General features: G+C 32.1%; 19 protein-coding genes. 1 reads left to right on the forward strand and 18 read right to left on the reverse strand.

Annotated features, from left to right (window positions below; all coding sequences use genetic code 11):
- Nucleotides 1-31: 31 nt before the first annotated feature.
- The 18 genes from ACFWUA_RS03875 to ACFWUA_RS03960 all read right to left on the reverse strand — a co-directional run bounded on the left by ACFWUA_RS03875 (nt 32) and on the right by ACFWUA_RS03960 (nt 16,757).
- On the reverse strand, nt 32-1,069 hold the full coding sequence (locus ACFWUA_RS03875; protein ID WP_416198852.1) for an L-erythro-3,5-diaminohexanoate dehydrogenase: 1,038 nt from the start codon (nt 1,067-1,069) through the stop codon (nt 32-34).
- A gap of 166 nt (nt 1,070-1,235) precedes the next feature.
- Nucleotides 1,236-2,624, reverse strand: coding sequence for a sigma-54 interaction domain-containing protein (locus ACFWUA_RS03880; RefSeq protein ID WP_416198853.1), 1,389 nt, complete (start codon nt 2,622-2,624; stop codon nt 1,236-1,238).
- 66 nt (nt 2,625-2,690) lie between these two features.
- Entirely contained in the window at nt 2,691-3,497 is an 807-nt protein-coding gene (murI, locus tag ACFWUA_RS03885) for a glutamate racemase (protein WP_416198854.1), read from the reverse strand.
- A 58-nt stretch (nt 3,498-3,555) separates the two neighbouring features.
- On the reverse strand, nt 3,556-4,920 hold the full coding sequence (ypeB, locus tag ACFWUA_RS03890; protein WP_416198855.1) for a germination protein YpeB: 1,365 nt from the start codon (nt 4,918-4,920) through the stop codon (nt 3,556-3,558).
- Between the two features lie 11 nt (nt 4,921-4,931).
- Nucleotides 4,932-5,663 carry a spore cortex-lytic enzyme gene (gene sleB, locus ACFWUA_RS03895; protein ID WP_416198856.1) on the reverse strand — a complete coding sequence of 244 codons (732 nt, stop codon included), beginning with the start codon at nt 5,661-5,663 and terminating at the stop codon, nt 4,932-4,934.
- A 78-nt stretch (nt 5,664-5,741) separates the two neighbouring features.
- Nucleotides 5,742-6,350 (reverse strand): stage II sporulation protein R, encoded by a 609-nt coding sequence (gene spoIIR / locus ACFWUA_RS03900; protein ID WP_416198857.1) that lies wholly within the window; start codon nt 6,348-6,350, stop codon nt 5,742-5,744.
- A 94-nt stretch (nt 6,351-6,444) separates the two neighbouring features.
- A complete protein-coding gene (locus ACFWUA_RS03905) occupies nt 6,445-7,083 on the reverse strand; it encodes a Ger(x)C family spore germination protein (RefSeq protein WP_416198858.1) in 639 nt (212 codons plus the stop codon).
- 1 nt (nt 7,084) lies between these two features.
- Nucleotides 7,085-7,570, reverse strand: coding sequence for a hypothetical protein (locus tag ACFWUA_RS03910; protein ID WP_416198859.1), 486 nt, complete (start codon nt 7,568-7,570; stop codon nt 7,085-7,087).
- A 2-nt stretch (nt 7,571-7,572) separates the two neighbouring features.
- On the reverse strand, nt 7,573-8,667 hold the full coding sequence (locus ACFWUA_RS03915) for a GerAB/ArcD/ProY family transporter (RefSeq protein ID WP_416198860.1): 1,095 nt from the start codon (nt 8,665-8,667) through the stop codon (nt 7,573-7,575).
- 8 nt (nt 8,668-8,675) lie between these two features.
- The gene (locus ACFWUA_RS03920) at nt 8,676-10,142 is read right to left on the reverse strand and encodes a spore germination protein (protein WP_416198861.1); all 1,467 of its coding nucleotides are present in this window, start codon (nt 10,140-10,142) and stop codon (nt 8,676-8,678) included.
- An 11-nt stretch (nt 10,143-10,153) separates the two neighbouring features.
- Nucleotides 10,154-10,360, reverse strand: coding sequence for a CLC_0170 family protein (locus tag ACFWUA_RS03925; RefSeq protein WP_416198862.1), 207 nt, complete (start codon nt 10,358-10,360; stop codon nt 10,154-10,156).
- A gap of 60 nt (nt 10,361-10,420) precedes the next feature.
- The gene (ispE, locus tag ACFWUA_RS03930) at nt 10,421-11,272 is read right to left on the reverse strand and encodes a 4-(cytidine 5'-diphospho)-2-C-methyl-D-erythritol kinase (RefSeq protein WP_416198863.1); all 852 of its coding nucleotides are present in this window, start codon (nt 11,270-11,272) and stop codon (nt 10,421-10,423) included.
- Between the two features lie 96 nt (nt 11,273-11,368).
- The gene (locus ACFWUA_RS03935) at nt 11,369-12,712 is read right to left on the reverse strand and encodes a DUF3794 and LysM peptidoglycan-binding domain-containing protein (protein WP_416198864.1); all 1,344 of its coding nucleotides are present in this window, start codon (nt 12,710-12,712) and stop codon (nt 11,369-11,371) included.
- Between the two features lie 24 nt (nt 12,713-12,736).
- A complete protein-coding gene (locus ACFWUA_RS03940; protein WP_416198865.1) occupies nt 12,737-12,919 on the reverse strand; it encodes a hypothetical protein in 183 nt (60 codons plus the stop codon).
- Between the two features lie 93 nt (nt 12,920-13,012).
- A complete protein-coding gene (speB, locus tag ACFWUA_RS03945) occupies nt 13,013-13,870 on the reverse strand; it encodes an agmatinase (protein WP_416198866.1) in 858 nt (285 codons plus the stop codon).
- A 204-nt stretch (nt 13,871-14,074) separates the two neighbouring features.
- Nucleotides 14,075-14,884: a L,D-transpeptidase family protein gene (locus ACFWUA_RS03950; RefSeq protein WP_416198867.1), complete on the reverse strand. Its 810-nt coding sequence runs from the start codon at nt 14,882-14,884 to the stop codon at nt 14,075-14,077.
- A gap of 84 nt (nt 14,885-14,968) precedes the next feature.
- Nucleotides 14,969-15,238, reverse strand: coding sequence for a Veg family protein (locus ACFWUA_RS03955; RefSeq protein ID WP_072743573.1), 270 nt, complete (start codon nt 15,236-15,238; stop codon nt 14,969-14,971).
- Nucleotides 15,239-15,392: 154 nt separating this feature from the next.
- Nucleotides 15,393-16,757, reverse strand: coding sequence for an N-acetylmuramoyl-L-alanine amidase (locus ACFWUA_RS03960; protein WP_416198868.1), 1,365 nt, complete (start codon nt 16,755-16,757; stop codon nt 15,393-15,395).
- A gap of 106 nt (nt 16,758-16,863) precedes the next feature.
- On the opposite strand from ACFWUA_RS03960, the gene ACFWUA_RS03965 reads away from it, so the two are divergent.
- The gene (locus ACFWUA_RS03965; RefSeq protein ID WP_416198869.1) at nt 16,864-18,666 is read left to right on the forward strand and encodes a heme NO-binding domain-containing protein; all 1,803 of its coding nucleotides are present in this window, start codon (nt 16,864-16,866) and stop codon (nt 18,664-18,666) included.
- Nucleotides 18,667-18,678 lie beyond the last annotated feature (12 nt).

An 18,678-nucleotide genomic window follows, 5' to 3' on the forward strand; every position in this document is an offset into this window, starting at 1 on the left:
AAATCCTCCTTTTTGATAGGTTTAATTTTGTCTATGCATACAATTCTTCAAATATCTTTTTAAGAGCTTCGCACTCTCTCATAATTTGTAGTGATATTTCAGCATGTCCCTTAGTATATCCATTTCCAATAAGCATAGTTACATCTTTTCCTACTCCTTCTGCACCTAAAGCTGCCTTTGTGAAACTTGTAGCCATACTAAAGAAATAAACCAATCCATTGTCTTTAGCTGCAAGAATACTTGACATTTCTGTGTTTGGAATATTAACTACGTTTATAACTATATCTGCCATTTCTCCATTTGTAGCTTCAGCTACTTTGTTCATTATTTCAACTGCATCTGTTGCATTTGCTTTAATATATACATCTGCCAAATTTGCATTTTTGACTCTTTCTATAGTCTTATCACGAGAACCTATGCAGATAACCTTTCCTGTAACTCCTGCTCTTTTCTTTGCTTCATATAGACAAAGCATTCCTGATTTCCCTGTTCCTCCAAGAACTACAACCGTATCTCCAGGTTTAACTAATTTTGCAGTTTGAGCTGGTGCTCCTGCTACGTCTAATACTGACAGTGCTAGGTTTTCTGGCATATCTGTAGGAATCTTTGCATAAATTCCACTTTCAAATAGTATAGCTTTTCCCTTTATATCTACTTGATCTATTTCTGGTCTAACTTCAAGTATTTCGTCAATTCTAAGTGGTGTCAATGATAGTGAAACCAATGTAGCTATTTTATCTCCAACTTTAAGATCAGTTTTTCCTTCAAGAGCTGGTCCAATTTTTTCAACTGTTCCTATAAGCATTCCACCTGAACCTGTGACTGGGTTTTGGTGTTTACCTCTTTCTGCTACAATTCCCTTCATGATTTTCTTGATTTCTTCTACATCTCCATTAGCTTGTTCTCTTATTTGTGTAAAACTTGCTGAATCAACATTTAAAGTTTGAACATCAATTAAAATCTCGTTGTCATAAATCTCCATGTTGTTGTCAATTTTTAATGCTGGTTGTGGTAAAACTCCCTTTGGTTCTATAACTCTATGTGTTCCATATGGACATCCTTTTTTCATTTTGCATTCCTCCTCTAAATTTTTATCTTTTCATCATCATTTTATATTAATGCAATTTATATGCCAACTTGTCAAAATCAAATAGAACCTCTATTTTTAAAGACTTTCAGCAAAATGCCTCTAAAAACTTTGTCAAAAAATAAACACATACGCCAGTTTCTCGGCACTACCTGAGTTTATATTTATTTATTTTGTATTGAAGAGTTTGCCTTGGAAGTTTAAGTTTTTCAGCAGAACGAGTTATATTCCAATGAGTTTTTTCAAGGGTTTCAAGTATTATACACTTTTCTGTTTCCTCAAGCAATTCTGTAAGGGATACATCTCCACTTTTTTTCTGCTTATCTCTATGTTTTTTAAATTTCTGTGGCAAATGTTCTACTTCTATAGTTTCTACATCATATAAACTCATGATACCCTCTATGGTATTTTCAAGTTCTCTTACATTTCCTTCCCATTCATAAGAAAGAAATATTTCCATTACTTCATCTGATACTTCTTTAACAGACTTTTTCAATTTTATATTTAATTTTTCAATAAAATATTTTGTAAGAACTGGGATATCGTCTCTTCTCTCTCGTAGTGGAGGTATTTCAAGATTCACTACATTTAATCTATAGTATAAGTCTTTTCTAAGAATTTTTTCCCTCACAGCTTCTTCTGGTGGAATATTAGTTGCAGCAATAATTCTAGTGTCTATATCTATAGTATTTGTACCTCCTACTCGCCTTATAGAGCTATCTTGAAGTACTCTTAAAAGCTTTGCTTGAAGCTCTAAAGGCATAGAATTTATTTCATCAAGAAACAAAGTACCTCCATTGGCTAGTTCAAAGAGTCCTTGTCTATCTTCCGCTCCTGTAAATCCTCCTTTTACTGTTCCAAATAGTATTCCTTCCAATAAATTAGATGGAAGTGCTGCACAGTTTTGAGCTATAAAAGGGCCATATTTTCTAGAACTAGCATTGTGAATAGAATGGACAAACAGTTCCTTCCCAGTACCTGTTTCTCCATATATAAGAACTGGAGCATCCGTATCTGATGCCTTTAGAGCCAATGATTTTAAGGCCAGCATCTTCTTATTTTCTCCTATTATGTCTATGAAATTGTATTTACCTTTTTCTTTCTGATTTTTATTCTTTTTTTCGCTATTTTCGTAGAGTTTTGATTGGAGATCTACTATGGTTTCAGACATTTTCTTGACTTGAGTTATATCACGAGAGATTTCTAATGCTCCAACTACTTTGCCTTTAGATTTTATGGGAATAGAAGAATTTATAGTTGTTATCTTTTTGCCTTTATAATTTATGAAAGTTTGCTCTACATTTAATATAGGCTCTCCTGTTTTCATTACTGTAAGAAGTGTACTCGTCTCTTCTGATAGAGATGGATATATCTCTAAAATATGCCTTCCTTTAGCCCTATCCCTATCTATATCATCAATTGTCTGGGCAAATCTGTTGTAGTAGACTATTCTTCCATTTTTATCAATAATGTGAATACCTTCATCTAGATAATCAAGTATTTCGTAAATATTCTCTCTTATGAAAACATCATTCATATTTTCCCTCCTTTTCTCTGCCTGAATTTTGGCACCAATGGCCAAATATTAGGCACTTAGTAGTGCCTATAATAATTCTATATTTACTTTTTGTATGGTAGATATTTCCTTTTTCAATATATTTCCACCAATCCTTCTGAATTTTTCCGGATCATCACTTACATAAAATTCATATTTTCCTCCATCAATTTTTTCGGAAAACAGTCCATTTTCTTTGAGAAGAATTTTGGTAACTTTAGCAGTTTCGTATGCTGGATTTACCAATGTAACCCTTTCACCCATGACTTTTCCAATAGTATATCTTAAAGCTGGATAATGGGTACAGCCAAGTACCAAAGTATCTATATTGTGTTCTTTTAATTCTTGAAGATATTTCTCTGCTGTCATATTCGCTACATCTGAATCTTCCCATCCTTCTTCAACTATTGGAACAAACAGCGGGCAAGAAATACCTATAACTTCCAATGTAGGATGAAGTCTTCTTATTTTTCTTTGATACGCTTCACTATTTATTGTGCCTACAGTCCCTATGACTCCAATTTTATTGTTTTTTGTAGTTGCTACAGCCGCATTGGCTCCAGGCTCTATAACTCCCAATATTGGTATTTCAAATACTTTTTTAGCTTCTTCCAATGCCATGGCACTAGCAGTATTGCAAGCAATAACTATAGCCTTTATGTCTTTACTTAAGAGGAATCTTATGCATTGAAAAGAATATTTTATGACTGTTTCTCTAGATCTAGTTCCATAAGGAATTCTAGCTGTATCTCCAAAATATATTACATCTTCTCCTGGAAGTTGTTCTGCAATTTCTTTTAAAACTGTTAGACCGCCTATACCTGAATCAAATACTCCAATTGGTCTATTGTCCATAAAAAATTCCCCCTTTTATTATATTGTATAGATAAAAGGGGGAATTTACAACTTATTTTTAGAAGGTGAGAGTACCATTTTCATCTTTAATTATTTGAAGTATTTGTTCTTCTTTTCCATTCATTGCATTTATATATATGATGAAATCAGAATCTTTATATTTTCCTTTAAATTCATAACATAATAGCTCCTTGCTTCCTTTTGGAATCATAGCAAGCCTTATACTATCTATATCAAAGTCAACTTTTACTTTTTTTCTTGCCTCTTCTTTTGTCAAAGAAGGCTTTTCAATATTTCTATCTTTGTGATTCATCAAGTAGGTAGAAGAATCAAATCCTACTATTTCTCCATTGTCTAATGCAACTTTAACTTTTACAAGATCGGGATATATAGTGACATCATCTTGCTTGTAGGCAAAATTAAATAGTATTGTTCCATCATATTTTAAAGAATAATTTGGTTCCATATCTTGATATCCTTTTTCCTTAAGAAATTTTAGTGCTTTTTCTTCTGCTTGCTTAGGTGAGATATTTATATTTGAAACTCCTCTAGGATTGGCCATCCATACAACCTTTCCTCCTACTTCACTGACTCCAATATATATAGCCATTTCTTTTGAAGTATTTTTTGGCAAAATGCTAAAAGTATAGGATGGAATTCTAGCTGTAGAAATATCTTCGCCTTTTTCAAAGGAAGTTACTTTATCTATTTTTTTATTGCCCAAAAAATCTCTGGCTACTTTTTCAGCTTGACTTTGAGTAAATTTTTTGTTCCCAAGCCCCAATGGTTTTTTATTTATTTCTTGATCTGAAAAAGGTCCATCATATATGAGCTCTGGTGCCTTTCCCATTTGTTTTTCTATACTTCCCAGACTTGTAGCAAACATCTTTTTATTTGCTTCTTCCAATTTCTTTTTCTGTTTTCCCTTAGTATTTTTCACAGTAAAGTTTTGTTCTAATACTTTGTCATGGAGAGCTGACAATTCACTGTTGAAATTCGCAGAACCTTCTTGTAGTTTAAATAGTGCCTCTCTTTGTTTGCTCGTTATCTCTTCTCCATTTAAATGAGACTGTATAAGCGAAAAACTATAATCTGCCACTTGAGTCAAAAACTTTTCTGTTTTGGCAATATCTGCGTGAGTCACCGGCAGTTGAGAAAGTTTATCTTGAGCAAAATAGGCTTCGTTCATTATCTGAGAAAGTAGTAGCACATTTTGTTCTCTAGATTCTGAAACCAAAGCTTTCGATAAGGAAACCTGTACGTTTTCCACATGTTTTTTGGCATCATAAAAAAGTCTTTGATAATCATTGGTTAAATTGGTCTGTAATTGTTTTTTATCAGTTAATTGATTGTACCCCCAAACTACAGATAAAACAAGAGCAATGCTAAGTATTGTTGGAAGTATCCATCTTTTATCTCTCATCTTTCCACCTCCTATCTTCCAAACCAGTGCTTGCCTATTTTAAGTACGACTTTTCTTGACCATATCCAGCGACTGGTAGCTGTAGCTGGGTTCCAATAGTAGGTACAGCCATAGGTGGGATCCCAACCATTTATTGCATCTTTAGCAGCTTTTATAGAATCCTTTCCAGGAGCCATATTTATTTGCCCATCAGCTACAGCTGTAAAAGCTAGGGGTTGATATATGACTCCTGCTATTGTATTTGGAAAGGAAGGATGTCTTACCCTATTCAATATAACTGCTCCTACAGCTACTTTCCCTACATAAGGCTCTCCTCTTGCTTCTCCATGAATTGCCCTTGCAAGTAGATAGACATCATCTTTTCTATTAATCCCTGCAGTAGATGTCTTTCTAGCCGCAGCCCTTGAAGTAGTACCTAGAGATAATCCCATAGCTCTAGCTGTACTTTCTCCTACTACTCCATCTACTTTTAAGCCATTTTTCTTTTGAAATCTCCTGACAGCCCTATAGGTTCTAGCTCCATATACTCCATCTACTTTTCCATCATAATATTTCCAATTTCTGAGTTTCCATTGAACATTTTTTACATCCTGTCCCCTGCTTCCCCAATACAATACTCTAGAAGATTGATAATAATCATAGCTAGCTGAAGTTTCTAATTGTTTTTTTGTAGGTTCATAAAAGGTAAATATTGAAACAATAAGTAGTATAATTATAGTCCCTATAAATACTTTCTTTTTCAAGTGGTAAATCCTCCTTTCATTTTATTTGTAAGTTTATTTTTTGTAAAATAAAAGTTTTTATGCAAGAAAAAAGGATGTTTATTTAAACATCCTTCCTATTTGTATTTTAGTTTTCTGAAATAGTTCCACAAATTTTGATTTTGGCCTTATTTCTTGATTGTTCTCTACCATATTTAATTCACTTGTAGCAGAAACCCCATGATTTATATCTACAAAACATAGGGGCGGAAACATAACACACCACCAATTTTTCCCTTTTCCCTCTCCTATGATTACTTTAAGTGCTTCATATTCTCCTGCTGGAAGTGTTAAATCCCCATAGCTCTTTGTAGGAAATGTATCTTTACCTAAAATCACCCTTACATCATAATCTTTTCCCTGTCTCTTAATTTCTTCTTCTGCAATATGTTTTATTTCATCCACATTTTTTTCTATAATACTTCTAGACTCCTCTACACTTGAAGAAATATCAAATTTCTTTCCAACTCCTGATAGTATTTCATCTCTCACTTTAAGTTTCAGTTCTTGATCTTCAGGAGAATCACTATTGGCTATAACATGAAATCTAATGACTTCTTTTTTTATATCCATTTCATTTGAAGTATGTATGTTTTCATAGGGATAGACTATATATACCATTGTGATGATAAATAGTGACAATATGAGAATAAGTTTTTTCTCTTTCATTTTCATCCTCCTCAGAGTCTTGTCCGTTTTGTTCATTTCTATTTATTAGTAAGTATTGACCAAAAACATTTTTTTATTCATATTTTTCTCATATTCACCTTATAAGTCCAGACCTTCTTATTTTAGTATCTACAATTACATTTATATCTAAATTAGGAAACACTTCGTCCCAATCCTCATTCACCTTTTCCCACAAATCTGGTTTGAACTTATATATATATTCAGCCATTCCTATAGCATCTGCATTGTATTTTTTTTGCAATTTATTAACCGAATCTTCTATCTCCTTTTTTATGGTTTCTGATACCTTTTCTTGTACTTGCTCAATAATTTGTGGATTGAAAACATCTTCTTTATCGTTATTTGGATATTGTTGAATATATCCTTCAACAAAAATATTCAAATCTACTTTTATTTTTTCTCCCATTTCACTCACATGCTTTTTACAACTAGCATCCGTTATTATATAAGAAACAACTTTGCCATTGTAAGGTATATCTATTATTTCAGACTTGACTTTATTTCTAACCATTGCAATAGCTCTATTTTCTTTTTCCCCTATCCAGCCTATAAGTTTATAGTCTTTTAAAACTGCTCCTCCAGACAATTTGAATTCATTTTTCTTAGGCACAGCTCGAGGAACTATAGTTGCCTTGCAAAAATCGAAATTTTTTATGACCTCCGAAAAAGTTTGAGGTGTAAATCTTGCTGCAATATTGTCATTTTGTAGCATACTATATAAATACCCTCCTATAACTGCCAACTCCTCCATCTTTAGTATTTACTACATCATTTGCTCTACCTTGAGCTACTAAAATCATCACTTTGGTATTAATTCTAGGATCTCTATTTATTCCATCAAAAAATTCTTTTATCATTTCTGGTTCTTTAAACAATTCTTCTCCTATAACTATTACTTTCAAATGTCTTAAAAAAAAAGGATTATTTATCCTAGTTGTAAGTTGTCTACTTCCGTCAAAAACCGTTTCAACAACTGTAGATTTGACATTTTTAACTTCTTTTTGTGATGGGTTTTTCCCTATAGCTCCTACATTGGGATATGCATAAGTCATTAAATACCTTCCTTCTATATTTGGGTCTTTATTTAAATCTATTCCCATAAGAGTGACAAAATTTCTTTCATTTATTTCAGTGGAATCCCAGCATCCACTTAAAAAAATCATTGTAAATGCTAAAAATATCACTAAAGCCCTTTTCATATCTAACCACCCTTCCTCAAACGAGCTACTATATATAGCATTGTTGGACATACAAACGATGTGAAAGTTCCTAATGTTTTAGATATAATATCTATTTGGCTATATACTTGACTTAAATTTTGTGGAATAAGAGAGACAATATATATTATAGGAATTAAAGGTAGTATGAGAAAATCATGTCTTCTGGAATTAAATATACTTTTTAATATAGTCCCATTTATATACATATCAGGGCCAATAGTACCAAATATGACCAATACCCAAGCCGACATTACAAGAGCATCCAAATTTTCTATAAAAAATCCAGGAAGTTCTATTTCTCTCATTATGGAAAGCATTGGCCAAATCTGTCTTTTAGTATCATAAATCCCAAGCTGGGCAAGGGATATAAAAAATGTAATCAAATAAACAACTGCCGTATATAAAACACCCTTAATGCTATATTTTAATGACTCTTCTGGCTTTTCTATATAAGCCATAGCTATGAGTATTATTTCAAATCCAGAATAGCTAAAAGCAATGTAACCAAAACCTCTAAGTATATCTTTTATATCCCCAAAACCTATCCTAAATAGTGGAAGTATATTTGTGTAATCCATAGTTGGAAGTGCTAAAATGCCAAATATGAGCATAATAACTCCAACTATAATTACAAGTATGATTGCCATTCTCCCTAGGGCTCCAAAATCCTTTCTTGCTATATATGAAGAAGCAAGTAACATTGTGATTATGATGACTTCTGTTGGAGTTCTGTCAAGTAAAAAAGCTTTGATGACCTCAGCAAAAACTCTGACTTCAAAGGCCAGCATAAATATATAGAATATGATATAAAGTATATTGAATACATCAAACAAAGTAGTACCCACTATTTTTTTCCCATATTCAAAATAGACTTCTCCAGGAAACATCTTGTTTAATTTATACATTATGTATAAAAAAGGTAAGGTAACAAGCCCTCCAACGATTATTATGATCCATCCATCATTGCCTAGAATATTGGCTAAAACATTTGGAAGAGATAGTACTCCTACACCTATGGCAATAGTCAAAATAAGTGCTTCCAATTGACCATTAGATATTCTATTTTTCCTTTCCATATAATCACCTATTTAATCCTTTTTTTATCTTTGGGATATGTAAATGTTGGTCTATACCTCATTCTACTCATAGGTACCCTAGCCAATACATCCTTCAAATCTCCAGTATTAAGCCCTAATCCTGAAAAAGGTGAAGTAAATGGAATACCAAAACTGTTTAAATCAGCTAAATGCGTAAGCATAAGTATGATTCCAAGCATTATTCCGTAAAGGCCCAATATGGAAGCTAATACCATGACAAAAAATCTATAAAATCTAAGAGCTGCTGCAAATTCATAGCTGGGAATAGTAAAGGAAGCTACAGTAGTTACAGCTACTATGATGATCATGAGGGGACTCACTATTCCTGCTTCTACTGCTGCCTGCCCTATGATAAGACCTCCTACAATTCCAATTGTAGTTCCAATGGGTCCTGATATTCTAGTACCTGCTTCTCTTAAAAATTCTATAGTTATTTCCATCAAAAAAGCTTCTATTACCGCTGGAAAAGGTACATTGACTCTAGTTCCTGCTACATAAAAAGCAAGTCTTGTAGGTAATAATCCTGGATGAAAAGATGTGATTGCTATGTAAAGTCCTGGGGCCAATACAGCTACAGCTGCCGCAATATATCTAATAATCCTAGTTATACCTGCTACGACCCATCTTGTATAATAATCTTCACTGGATTGCATGATTGTTCCTATAGTTGCAGGAACTACCAACACTGATGGTGTATTGTCTACAACTAAAGCTATTCTACCTTCGTATAGTGAAGCTGCTACAGAATCTGGACGTTCTGTATTTTCTATTTGAGGAAAAGGCGAATAATAATCATCTTGTATATGCTCTTCCAATATAGCACTTTCTACAATGGCATCTACATCTACCTTTTCAAGCCTAGTAAAAACTTCTGCCAAAATGTCGTCATTTGCAATATCTTCTATGTACATAACAGCTACATCAGTCTTTGATCTTCTCCCTATTTGAACCATTTTGACCTTAAGCTTTGGGTCTTTGATTCGTCTCCTTATAAGGGTGGTATTAACTTTTAAAGTTTCAGTAAAGGCATCTCTTGGTCCTCTCACTACAGTTTCCACTTGAGATTCATTGATACTTCTTGTAGGCCATCCTCTTGAAGATAGTATAATTGCCTTGTCGTATTTATCTATAAAAAGAGCTGTTTCACCTGAAAGAATCGCATCTATAGTTTCTTCTATAGTTGATACTTCTTCTATTTCAGTTATTGAGATATTTCCCTTGGTTATCAGTTCAATGAGATTGTCCTTTATTCCCTTTGGAGTAGGCTCTAGACCCCTTGCTCCTTCCATGAGAGATTCCAATACAAAATCGCTTACGCTTTCTTTGTTTATGAGTCCATCTACATAAACTATACATAAAGAGAAATTTTGTTTTGCTCCCACCTTAAAATCCCTGTATACTACATCGTCACAATCTTTAAGTATTTCTTTTACCTTTTCTACATTTAAGTCCATTTTAAGCCTCCTCATTGTCTAAATAAAATATATAGTATGGGACTTACAACAATATAGAAAATTCCTATGCACTTTGCCATATTGGCTTCTTTTTGAATTTGTCTTTTCTTAAGTCTGGGTATATCTACTAGAAATATGCATAAACATATAAATACTATAGCTAATAGAAAATAAATACCAAATATATGTTTTAACATTTCTCTAATTCCAAAAAACAAAATTCCCACTCCTTTCAGTAGATCCATAATTATATGTTCTACAAGAAGTGGGAATTTTATTCAAATAGTTCTAGCAATGAAAACTTTTTCTATTCTTTTTTCCAATATTTTTTTGCAATTGTATAATTTATCTTCATCGTCAAAGAAGCCAAATACAGTAGGGCCACTACCACTCATCAAACTACCCAGGGCTCCACAGCTTAACATATCTTCTTTAATTTTTTCGATTTCTTTATACTCACTACAAGTTACTTGTTCTAATACATTGACCATATTTTTTGAAACAGTATATATGTCATTTTTTTGTATAGCTTTGAGAAGTGTATCTGTTTGAGGCCTATTTTTTATATTTTCTACATCAAATACGCTGTAGACATGGCTAGATGTAACTTCTATACCTGGATTGGCAAGTAATAGCATATGATCTTTGAAACTATCCAATTTTTCAAGTTTTTCTCCAATTCCCTTTGCCAGTGCAGTTCCTCCCATGATACAAAATGGGACATCAGCTCCTATATGAACTCCTATATCCATGAGTTCAGCTTCTGTTAAATTTAAATTCCAAAGCTTATTTAACCCTTTAAGAGTTGCAGCCGCATTTGTACTTCCTCCTGCCAACCCTGCTGCAACAGGAATATTTTTTTCTATGATTATATGGGCTCCTCTTTTTATGTGACATTTTTCACTTAAAACCTTAAAGGCCTTATGTACTAGATTTGATGAATCTAAAGGAACCAAAGGATTGTTGCATTCTATTTTTACTCCATTTTCTCTGTCTCTTATGATTAAGACATCTTTTAAATCTATCTGCTGCATAATTGTCTCTATTTCATGATAATTATCTTTTCTCTTTCCTATTACATCTAGAGAAATATTTACTTTTCCATAGGCTTCTATTTGAATTTCATTCATTCCTTTTCTCCTTTTGTTTTAGGTTTTCACAATATAGTATTATATCATAGAGACGATTAATGAGAAACAAAAAAAAGCCTTTAGAATATCTAAAGGCTAAAAACTATTGTCAACTATTTTTTCTATGATGATTTTTTCACCAGGCATCAAATGATCAGGTGATACTATATTGTTTGAAAGTACTATTTCTTCAACTGTAGTATTGTATCTTCTAGCTATATCCCAAAGAGAATCACCTTTTTGCACTATATATACAGTGATACTCGGTCTTTTGCTTTTGTCTACAAGCTCATCTGTTTCCTCTAAATCAAGGACTATATTTACTTTTCTCTGCCTATTTAAAAAGATGAAATTGTCAATGTTTGCTTCTACTTCTATACTTTGTTCATCAATTATTTTATAATTTATATCTTCTAAAATTAGTTCTACCAATGGACTCATAGTCTCATCTATACCTTCTGATTCTATATAAGTCTTAAATGGAATTTCTTCTTTTATAGTTTTTATTTCCTTGACGCCAGTTTCAAGGTAGAGAAGCTTTAATGAAATGAGGCCTTCAAGTATTATTTTATCTTCTATAATCTTGCTATCTATCAATATTGGATTTCCCTCTATATGATAAATTTCTCCGAAACCCATTCCCTTTAATTTTCCCTTTATAGTTTCTTTTTGATGGATATCTTTTACATTTTCAATTACTTCTATTTCTTCATTTTGAATATTTATCTTCTTTTTTGTAGAATAAGCATCTAATACAATTTCTTTTTGTTTTTGCTCATATACTTTTCCAGCAACTTTAACTTTTGCTTCTAAATCCAATACTCTAAGTTTTCCTTCTAAATCTTCTTTTATTTCATATTCTCCATTAACTACTTCTAATTTTAGCTGACAATTCGAATCTTTTTTGGCTCCTTCTATATCTACAAAATGGTTAAAAGCTACTTCTCTTTTTAAAGAATTTAATTTTCCTCCCCCATAGTATACAAAAGAAGCTTCTACTATTCCTGAAACTATAATTCTGTCTTCAACTACTTTAGATTCTACTTCATAAGAAGTTAAATCAAGTTTTAATACTTCCTCAATATCTGGCAAGGTACCTCTTAGTTCAAAAGCATCTCTTACTACTGCATAGGAATCACTAGAGCCTAAAAGACAATTGTATCTTATCTTTTCTTTTAAAACTTCAAGACCCTCTCCACCTTTTATATCTTTGACAATTTCTATGGTCTTGGTATTTTCCACTCTTGCTTCGATATTTATCAAGGCTTCTAATACTATTTTTCTTTCGTCTACTTCGTCATATTCTATATGTTCTATACGAGCACTAACTTTTCCCATCATTTCTTCATCTATGTCATACATTTCTATCTCTTCTCTGAAATCACTGGTTGTCTCCACTGTCTCTATTGGTATATTTTCTTCTTTTGTTCTGTAAGACAATATTGAAATTCACAATACCGCTCACTACATTTTATCTTTAACTATCTTGGTATTCATGATTTCTACTTTTCCATCAGTCCACAATATCTTTTCTAAACTAGCCTTAGTTTGATTTAGATATATTTCTGTTTCAACTAATACTTGAACTTCGTTTTTACCTTTTATCTCTTCTACTTTCAATATATCTTTAACTAATTCTATTGCCACTCTCATCCCTCCTATTTATCCAATATATATTCTATGAAGAAATATATGTCTAAAGCTTTGAGAATATTACTAAATAGGAGGATATTTAAAAGTTTATTTGTGAACTACCAAAGCCAATTCCCTAAATATTTTACAAGCCACTGCACTACTTACTCCTGTTGGGTCATAATGTGGTGCCAATTCAACCAAATCTGCTCCAACAATATTGTCTAATTTATTTATTTTAGAAAGTATATCAAGGATTTCTTTGAAGCTTATTCCACCTGGCTCTGGTGTTCCAGTTCCCGGAACTACTGATGGATCTAAAATATCAATATCTATAGTCACATATACTGCCTTATCTTTAAGTCTCTCCACAACTTCATCCAATCCATCATAGTTGAACTTTGTCAAATGAGTGTGCTCTTCTGCCCAAAGAAATTCTTCTCTATCTCCTGAACGAATGCCAAATTGATATATTCTTCCGTCTCCTAAAAAGTCCCAAGCCCTTCTCAATACATTTGCATGAGAAAGCTTTTCTCCAAAGAAAGTATCTCTAAGATCAGTATGAGCATCAAAATGAAGTACATATATATCCTTATGTTTTTCGTATACTGCTTCAATAGCTGGATATGAAACCAGATGGTCTCCCCCTATCATCATAGGAATCTTTCCATCTTCCACTATTTCTTTGGCAAATTCTTTTATGACTTTCATACTTTTTTCTGTATTTCCTATAGGCAAAACCAAATCTCCTACATCACAAATTTTAGTGTCCTTTAAATCTTTGTCTAAATAAGGGCTGTACATTTCAAGACCATAGGATTCATTTCTCATAACTGAAGGTGCAAAACGAGTGCCAGGTCTAAAAGAAGTGGTACCATCAAAAGGTGCTCCAAAAACTACAATTTTCGCCTCTTCATAATCACTGTCAAATCCCAAAAAAGTGTGAACATTTTTAGCTTTATTCACAATAAATCATCTCCCCAATATATTTTACTTTAAATTCATAGGCCCATAAAACCATACCAAAGACCTATTTACATCTTTTCCTATATTCATATATAATATCCATTGTGAAAGACTTCCAAGTGGTCTTTCTTCCCCGTAAAGAGCGTGCTTTTAGCAAGCTCATTTCCCTATTTTAAAATACCGACTATTAAGGTCGGTATTTTTTCATTCTATAACAACTATCGAACCATCAGGAACATTGTCATAAATATATTTTGCCACAGCAACAGGAAGTCTTATACAGCCATGACTAGAAGGTTCGCCTAGTTTTTTTGCTTCCTCTACTATAACCATTCCATCTTCTGTGAATGGAACTGAATGGAAAAGATAAGAACCTTTAAAACCTACCCAATATTTCATTCCCTGCTCAAATCTAGGTATATATGCCCATTCGCCTCTTCTATCCTTTTCAATTTCAAAAATTCCTTTTGGGGTAAATGAATCCCACACCCCACTGGAACCTAGACTTTCTAGTACAAGTTCCCCTTCATTGTATATATAAATAGTTTGATTTGATTCATCAAATTTTATGAACCAAGCCGAAGAATTCTCATCGTATTTATGTGGGGGTATAGCTCTAGTTCTTATGTATCTGGCATCAGCATATCCTATTTGTCCATCTTTAGTTTTGACTTTAAACCAGCCAAATGGTAGTGTTTCAAGTAATTCTACTTTTTCATAATTATCTAGTATAGCAATTATTTCACTTTCTTCATCCTTTTCACTATAGATTTTTATCTTCCCATCTTTTTCTAAAGTATTTAGTGCTTCCCCTTCATACTCTACTTTCAATTTTCTTGTCATTCTCTCCTCTTTTTCTAAGGATCTATTGGTCGTAACAATAGTACCTTCTTCTTTTTTTATATCATATACAGCTGTAGCTTGTTCCTTTTCCCCCAAATTATATTCTATTAAAAAAACACTAGAGATTGTCATGATTATAGCAAATAAAAATATATTTATTTTATTTTTCAAAACATCATCACCTTGTCTTACGTAGTTTTTACTAATTATATCATAAAAATAAAATGAAAAAAAGCAGCAAAGCTGCTTTTTATTCTAACAAATACTTATTTTTCTTTCTTCTCCATCACATATAGTTACTTCAACAGTTTCTGTCAATATATCTGAATAGGTATAAGATACTCTCCTAACACTGTCATATTGATTTGAAATCTTTACGACAAATATACTTGGATATGCGCTTTCTAATATTCCCTCCCGTACAGTAGTTTTTTTCCTACCTTTGTTAGCCTTCAATATGACCTTCTTTCCCACTGAATCTTCTACATCTTTTTTAATCTTAGTCAAAGAATTCTTTTCTAACAAAGCTATCACCTTCCCTAAAATTTTCCCCTTTAGCAGGGGTTAGAAGGAGTGCAAGGGACACTCATACTTGATATTATATCACGAGTTGTCCTTTTTGTCAAATAGATTATTATACTACTAATGCATCTACTTGTCAATTGTAAAAGAGCAAAAATTAATATTCAAAATATTCTAAAATACCCAATGTTATGGCACGAGACAAATCTTTTATGAAATTTTTTTCTGAAAAACATTTTTCTTCTTCTAAATTAGACAAAAACCCAAGTTCTACCAATATAGTATTTACACCTATGCTCTTTAAAAGATAAAAGTTTCCCTCTTTCACTCCTCTATTCACTAGACCAACTTCTTCTAAATTTTTAAGTAAAATATTTCCCATTTCTCTGCTTTCTGTATCTCCTCTAAAACAGTATATTTCACAACCTTTCATATTGGAATTAGGAAAATAATTCATATGAAGTGAAATAAAAAAATCTGGTCGAATTCTATTAGCCATTTCTGATCTTTTACTCAAAAACCGTTCTTCATCTACTTCCCTAGTGAGATAAACTTCTCCTCCCAATATTTCTATTTCTTCTCTCAACATTTTTGCTACTTCAAGAACAATATCTTTTTCTTTTAAACCCAATTCTCCTATATAACCAGAGTCTTTTCCACCGTGACCTGGATCTATCATTATAGTTTTGCCATAAAGAGGATTTCCTATGCCTGGAAGAGAATATTTTTCCACATCTACTCCAGTATAATAATACTTAAGTATCTCTAAAAAAGAATATCCCCTATTGGCAAGCTCATTTCCTCCATATTGACAAAATCCAAGTCCATCACCTTTTCCCTTGGAAGTAAATCTTATATATAGTGGAGTCATATAAAATCTAGTCGAATTCAAATGAAGCCCTTCCATTATTTCCTTTCCACTAAAAACTTTTCCTCCTACATTTATGCTCAATACTCTATTTTCTTCATCTCTTTCTATATCCTCAAAAAACCCCTTTATTTCTCCTTTAGAATAAGGATTGTCTAAATGGAATTTGACTTTTAGTGCTTTTTCAATATCTTCAATGGAAAAATCTTTTTCTTCAATTAAATTGGGGGAATTTTGGCAGTAAAGACAAAGCACCTTTCTTAGATAATTGACTTCATTTTTTATTACATTCTCTGAGTTTTCTGTGCTTCCTCCACAAGTATCATGGAATCTAGCCATTATAGGCTTGCCTTTCATAGTTATGACAAGGCCTTTTGTTTCCTCAACAGCTTTTTTTATTTTCCCAATATTTTCAACATATTTTTCACTCCACATTTCCTCAAGTTCCCGCTGAGAATAAAATCTATAAGAACAATGTAGTGAATTGGATTTATCTATTTTCAAATATTCTCTAATCATATTGGTCCTTGCAATAACAGCTTGTGCCTTTAGACACTCTATATGAAAATCTATATCAATCTGTGAGGGAAGCAATTTCTCAATTATCTCTTCAAGGGGTTTTTGAAATATTTCTTTTTTTTCTAGGCAAAACATAAAATACCCCCTTTTTTTAATAGGTATTAATATATCTTATGAAATTTAGATTGTTTGAGTGAATATTGTGGTATAATTATATTGTCACAAAAAGGGGGTATTTTACATGAAAGGTACAATAGTATCTGCTTGGATAAAAACTTGTAGGAATATCTATGGAGATGAGATTACAAATGAAGCCATGAAAAAATATGGTATGAGTCCAGACAAGATATTTACTCCTATGGAAGATATTGATGATAAAGCTGCCATAGGTATTGTAGACTACATAGCCGAAAAGACCAATAAAACATCTTTTGAGGCCTGGAAAGAAATGGGCAAAAACAATGTTTTGACTTTTTCCTTGGACTATCCTGCTTTTTTCAGATACAAAAATTTGTATTCATTTTTAAGAGCTATGTACGATATCCATGTAGTAGTCACAAAGAGAATACCAGGAGCAAAGCCTCCTATACTACATGTTGAACCAATAGGAAGCAAAAAAGCTTCGATGACATATTCTTCACCTAGAGGAATGTTTGGATATTTTGAGGGAATGCTCATAGGTGCTAGTCAATTCTACAATGAAAAAATAGATATAGAAACCATAGAAAAAACTAAAGATTTTATGAAAATACACATAACTTTCCCTGAAGAAATTTATGAGCACAAAGATTATAAGTTTAACAAAGCTTTATCCTTTGGGTTTATCAAAAACTTGGAGACAAAAATTGGAGTAGCCTCACTATTGTTTATAGGAATACCTTATGTGATACTATCAAAATTTGCAAATGAAAATATTCTATTGCCAACATTTTTGGGTTTATCTTTTCTAGTTCCTTTTTTAATAAGTAAAGGACTATTCGCACCAATAAAAACTATTTATAGAAACCTTGATGAAATGGAAAATAGAAATATTTCAATTGAAAATACCATTTCTACAAAAGATTTCTTTGAAAATATAAATTCAAAACTCAATAGTATAAAAGCAAATATAAAATCAGATTTTGTTGGATATAAGGGAACTACTGATGAATTAAATGTATTTGCAGATAAATTCAATGATATATCTACAAATATGGGCTATACTTCCAAAGAAATATCCAATGTTGTAGAACAAGTAGCAGAAGGTGCTGTAAGTCAAGCAGAAGAAACTGAAATGACCGCAGGACTTTTAAATGATAGCATGAATTCATTAAACGATATAACAGAAAAAGAAAATATGGGAAAAGAAGATTTGGAAACAGCAGTTTTGAAATTAAATAAAGGCTACGAAAATTTGAAAAATACTTCTAAAAGTCTTAACAATATTCTAGGTGAATTTTTACAAGTAAAGGAAAATGGTATCAAGCTTCAAAATAGGGCAAAGGATGTAACTAAAATAGTAGAAACTGTTGAAAGCATTTCTGACAAGACCAATTTACTTGCCTTAAATGCCAGTATTGAAGCTTCTAGGGCTGGAGAATATGGACAAGGTTTCACTGTAGTTGCTATGGAAATAAGAAAACTTGCTGAAGGCTCTAAAGAAGCTGTAAAAAACATCAATGACAATCTAGTTACCTTTATAAATGAAATTGACGGCTTTGTAGAACAAATAGAAAAACAATATATTACTCTTGAAAAAGAAAACAATAGTCTTTCAAATATTGCCAACGAAAATTATACTACTGTAATGTCTATACAAAATGTATCTAATTTAATAATTGATTTAATTGAGAATTTAAACAATGAAACAAAATCTTTAAATACTATATCTGCAAATATCGAGACCCTTGCTGCTATTGCAGAGGAAAACTCTGCTTCTTCTGAAGAAGTAAGTGCAAATGTAGTCGCTTATACAGAAGAGTTAAATAAAATGATTGAAAACATAAAAGAATTCAAGAAAGTTTCCGAACAATTTGGAGAAGATTTAGAAAGATACATTGTATAAACTCATAAATTT

Source organism: Sporanaerobacter sp., assembly GCF_047830725.1.
GTDB lineage: Bacteria > Bacillota > Clostridia > Tissierellales > Sporanaerobacteraceae > Sporanaerobacter.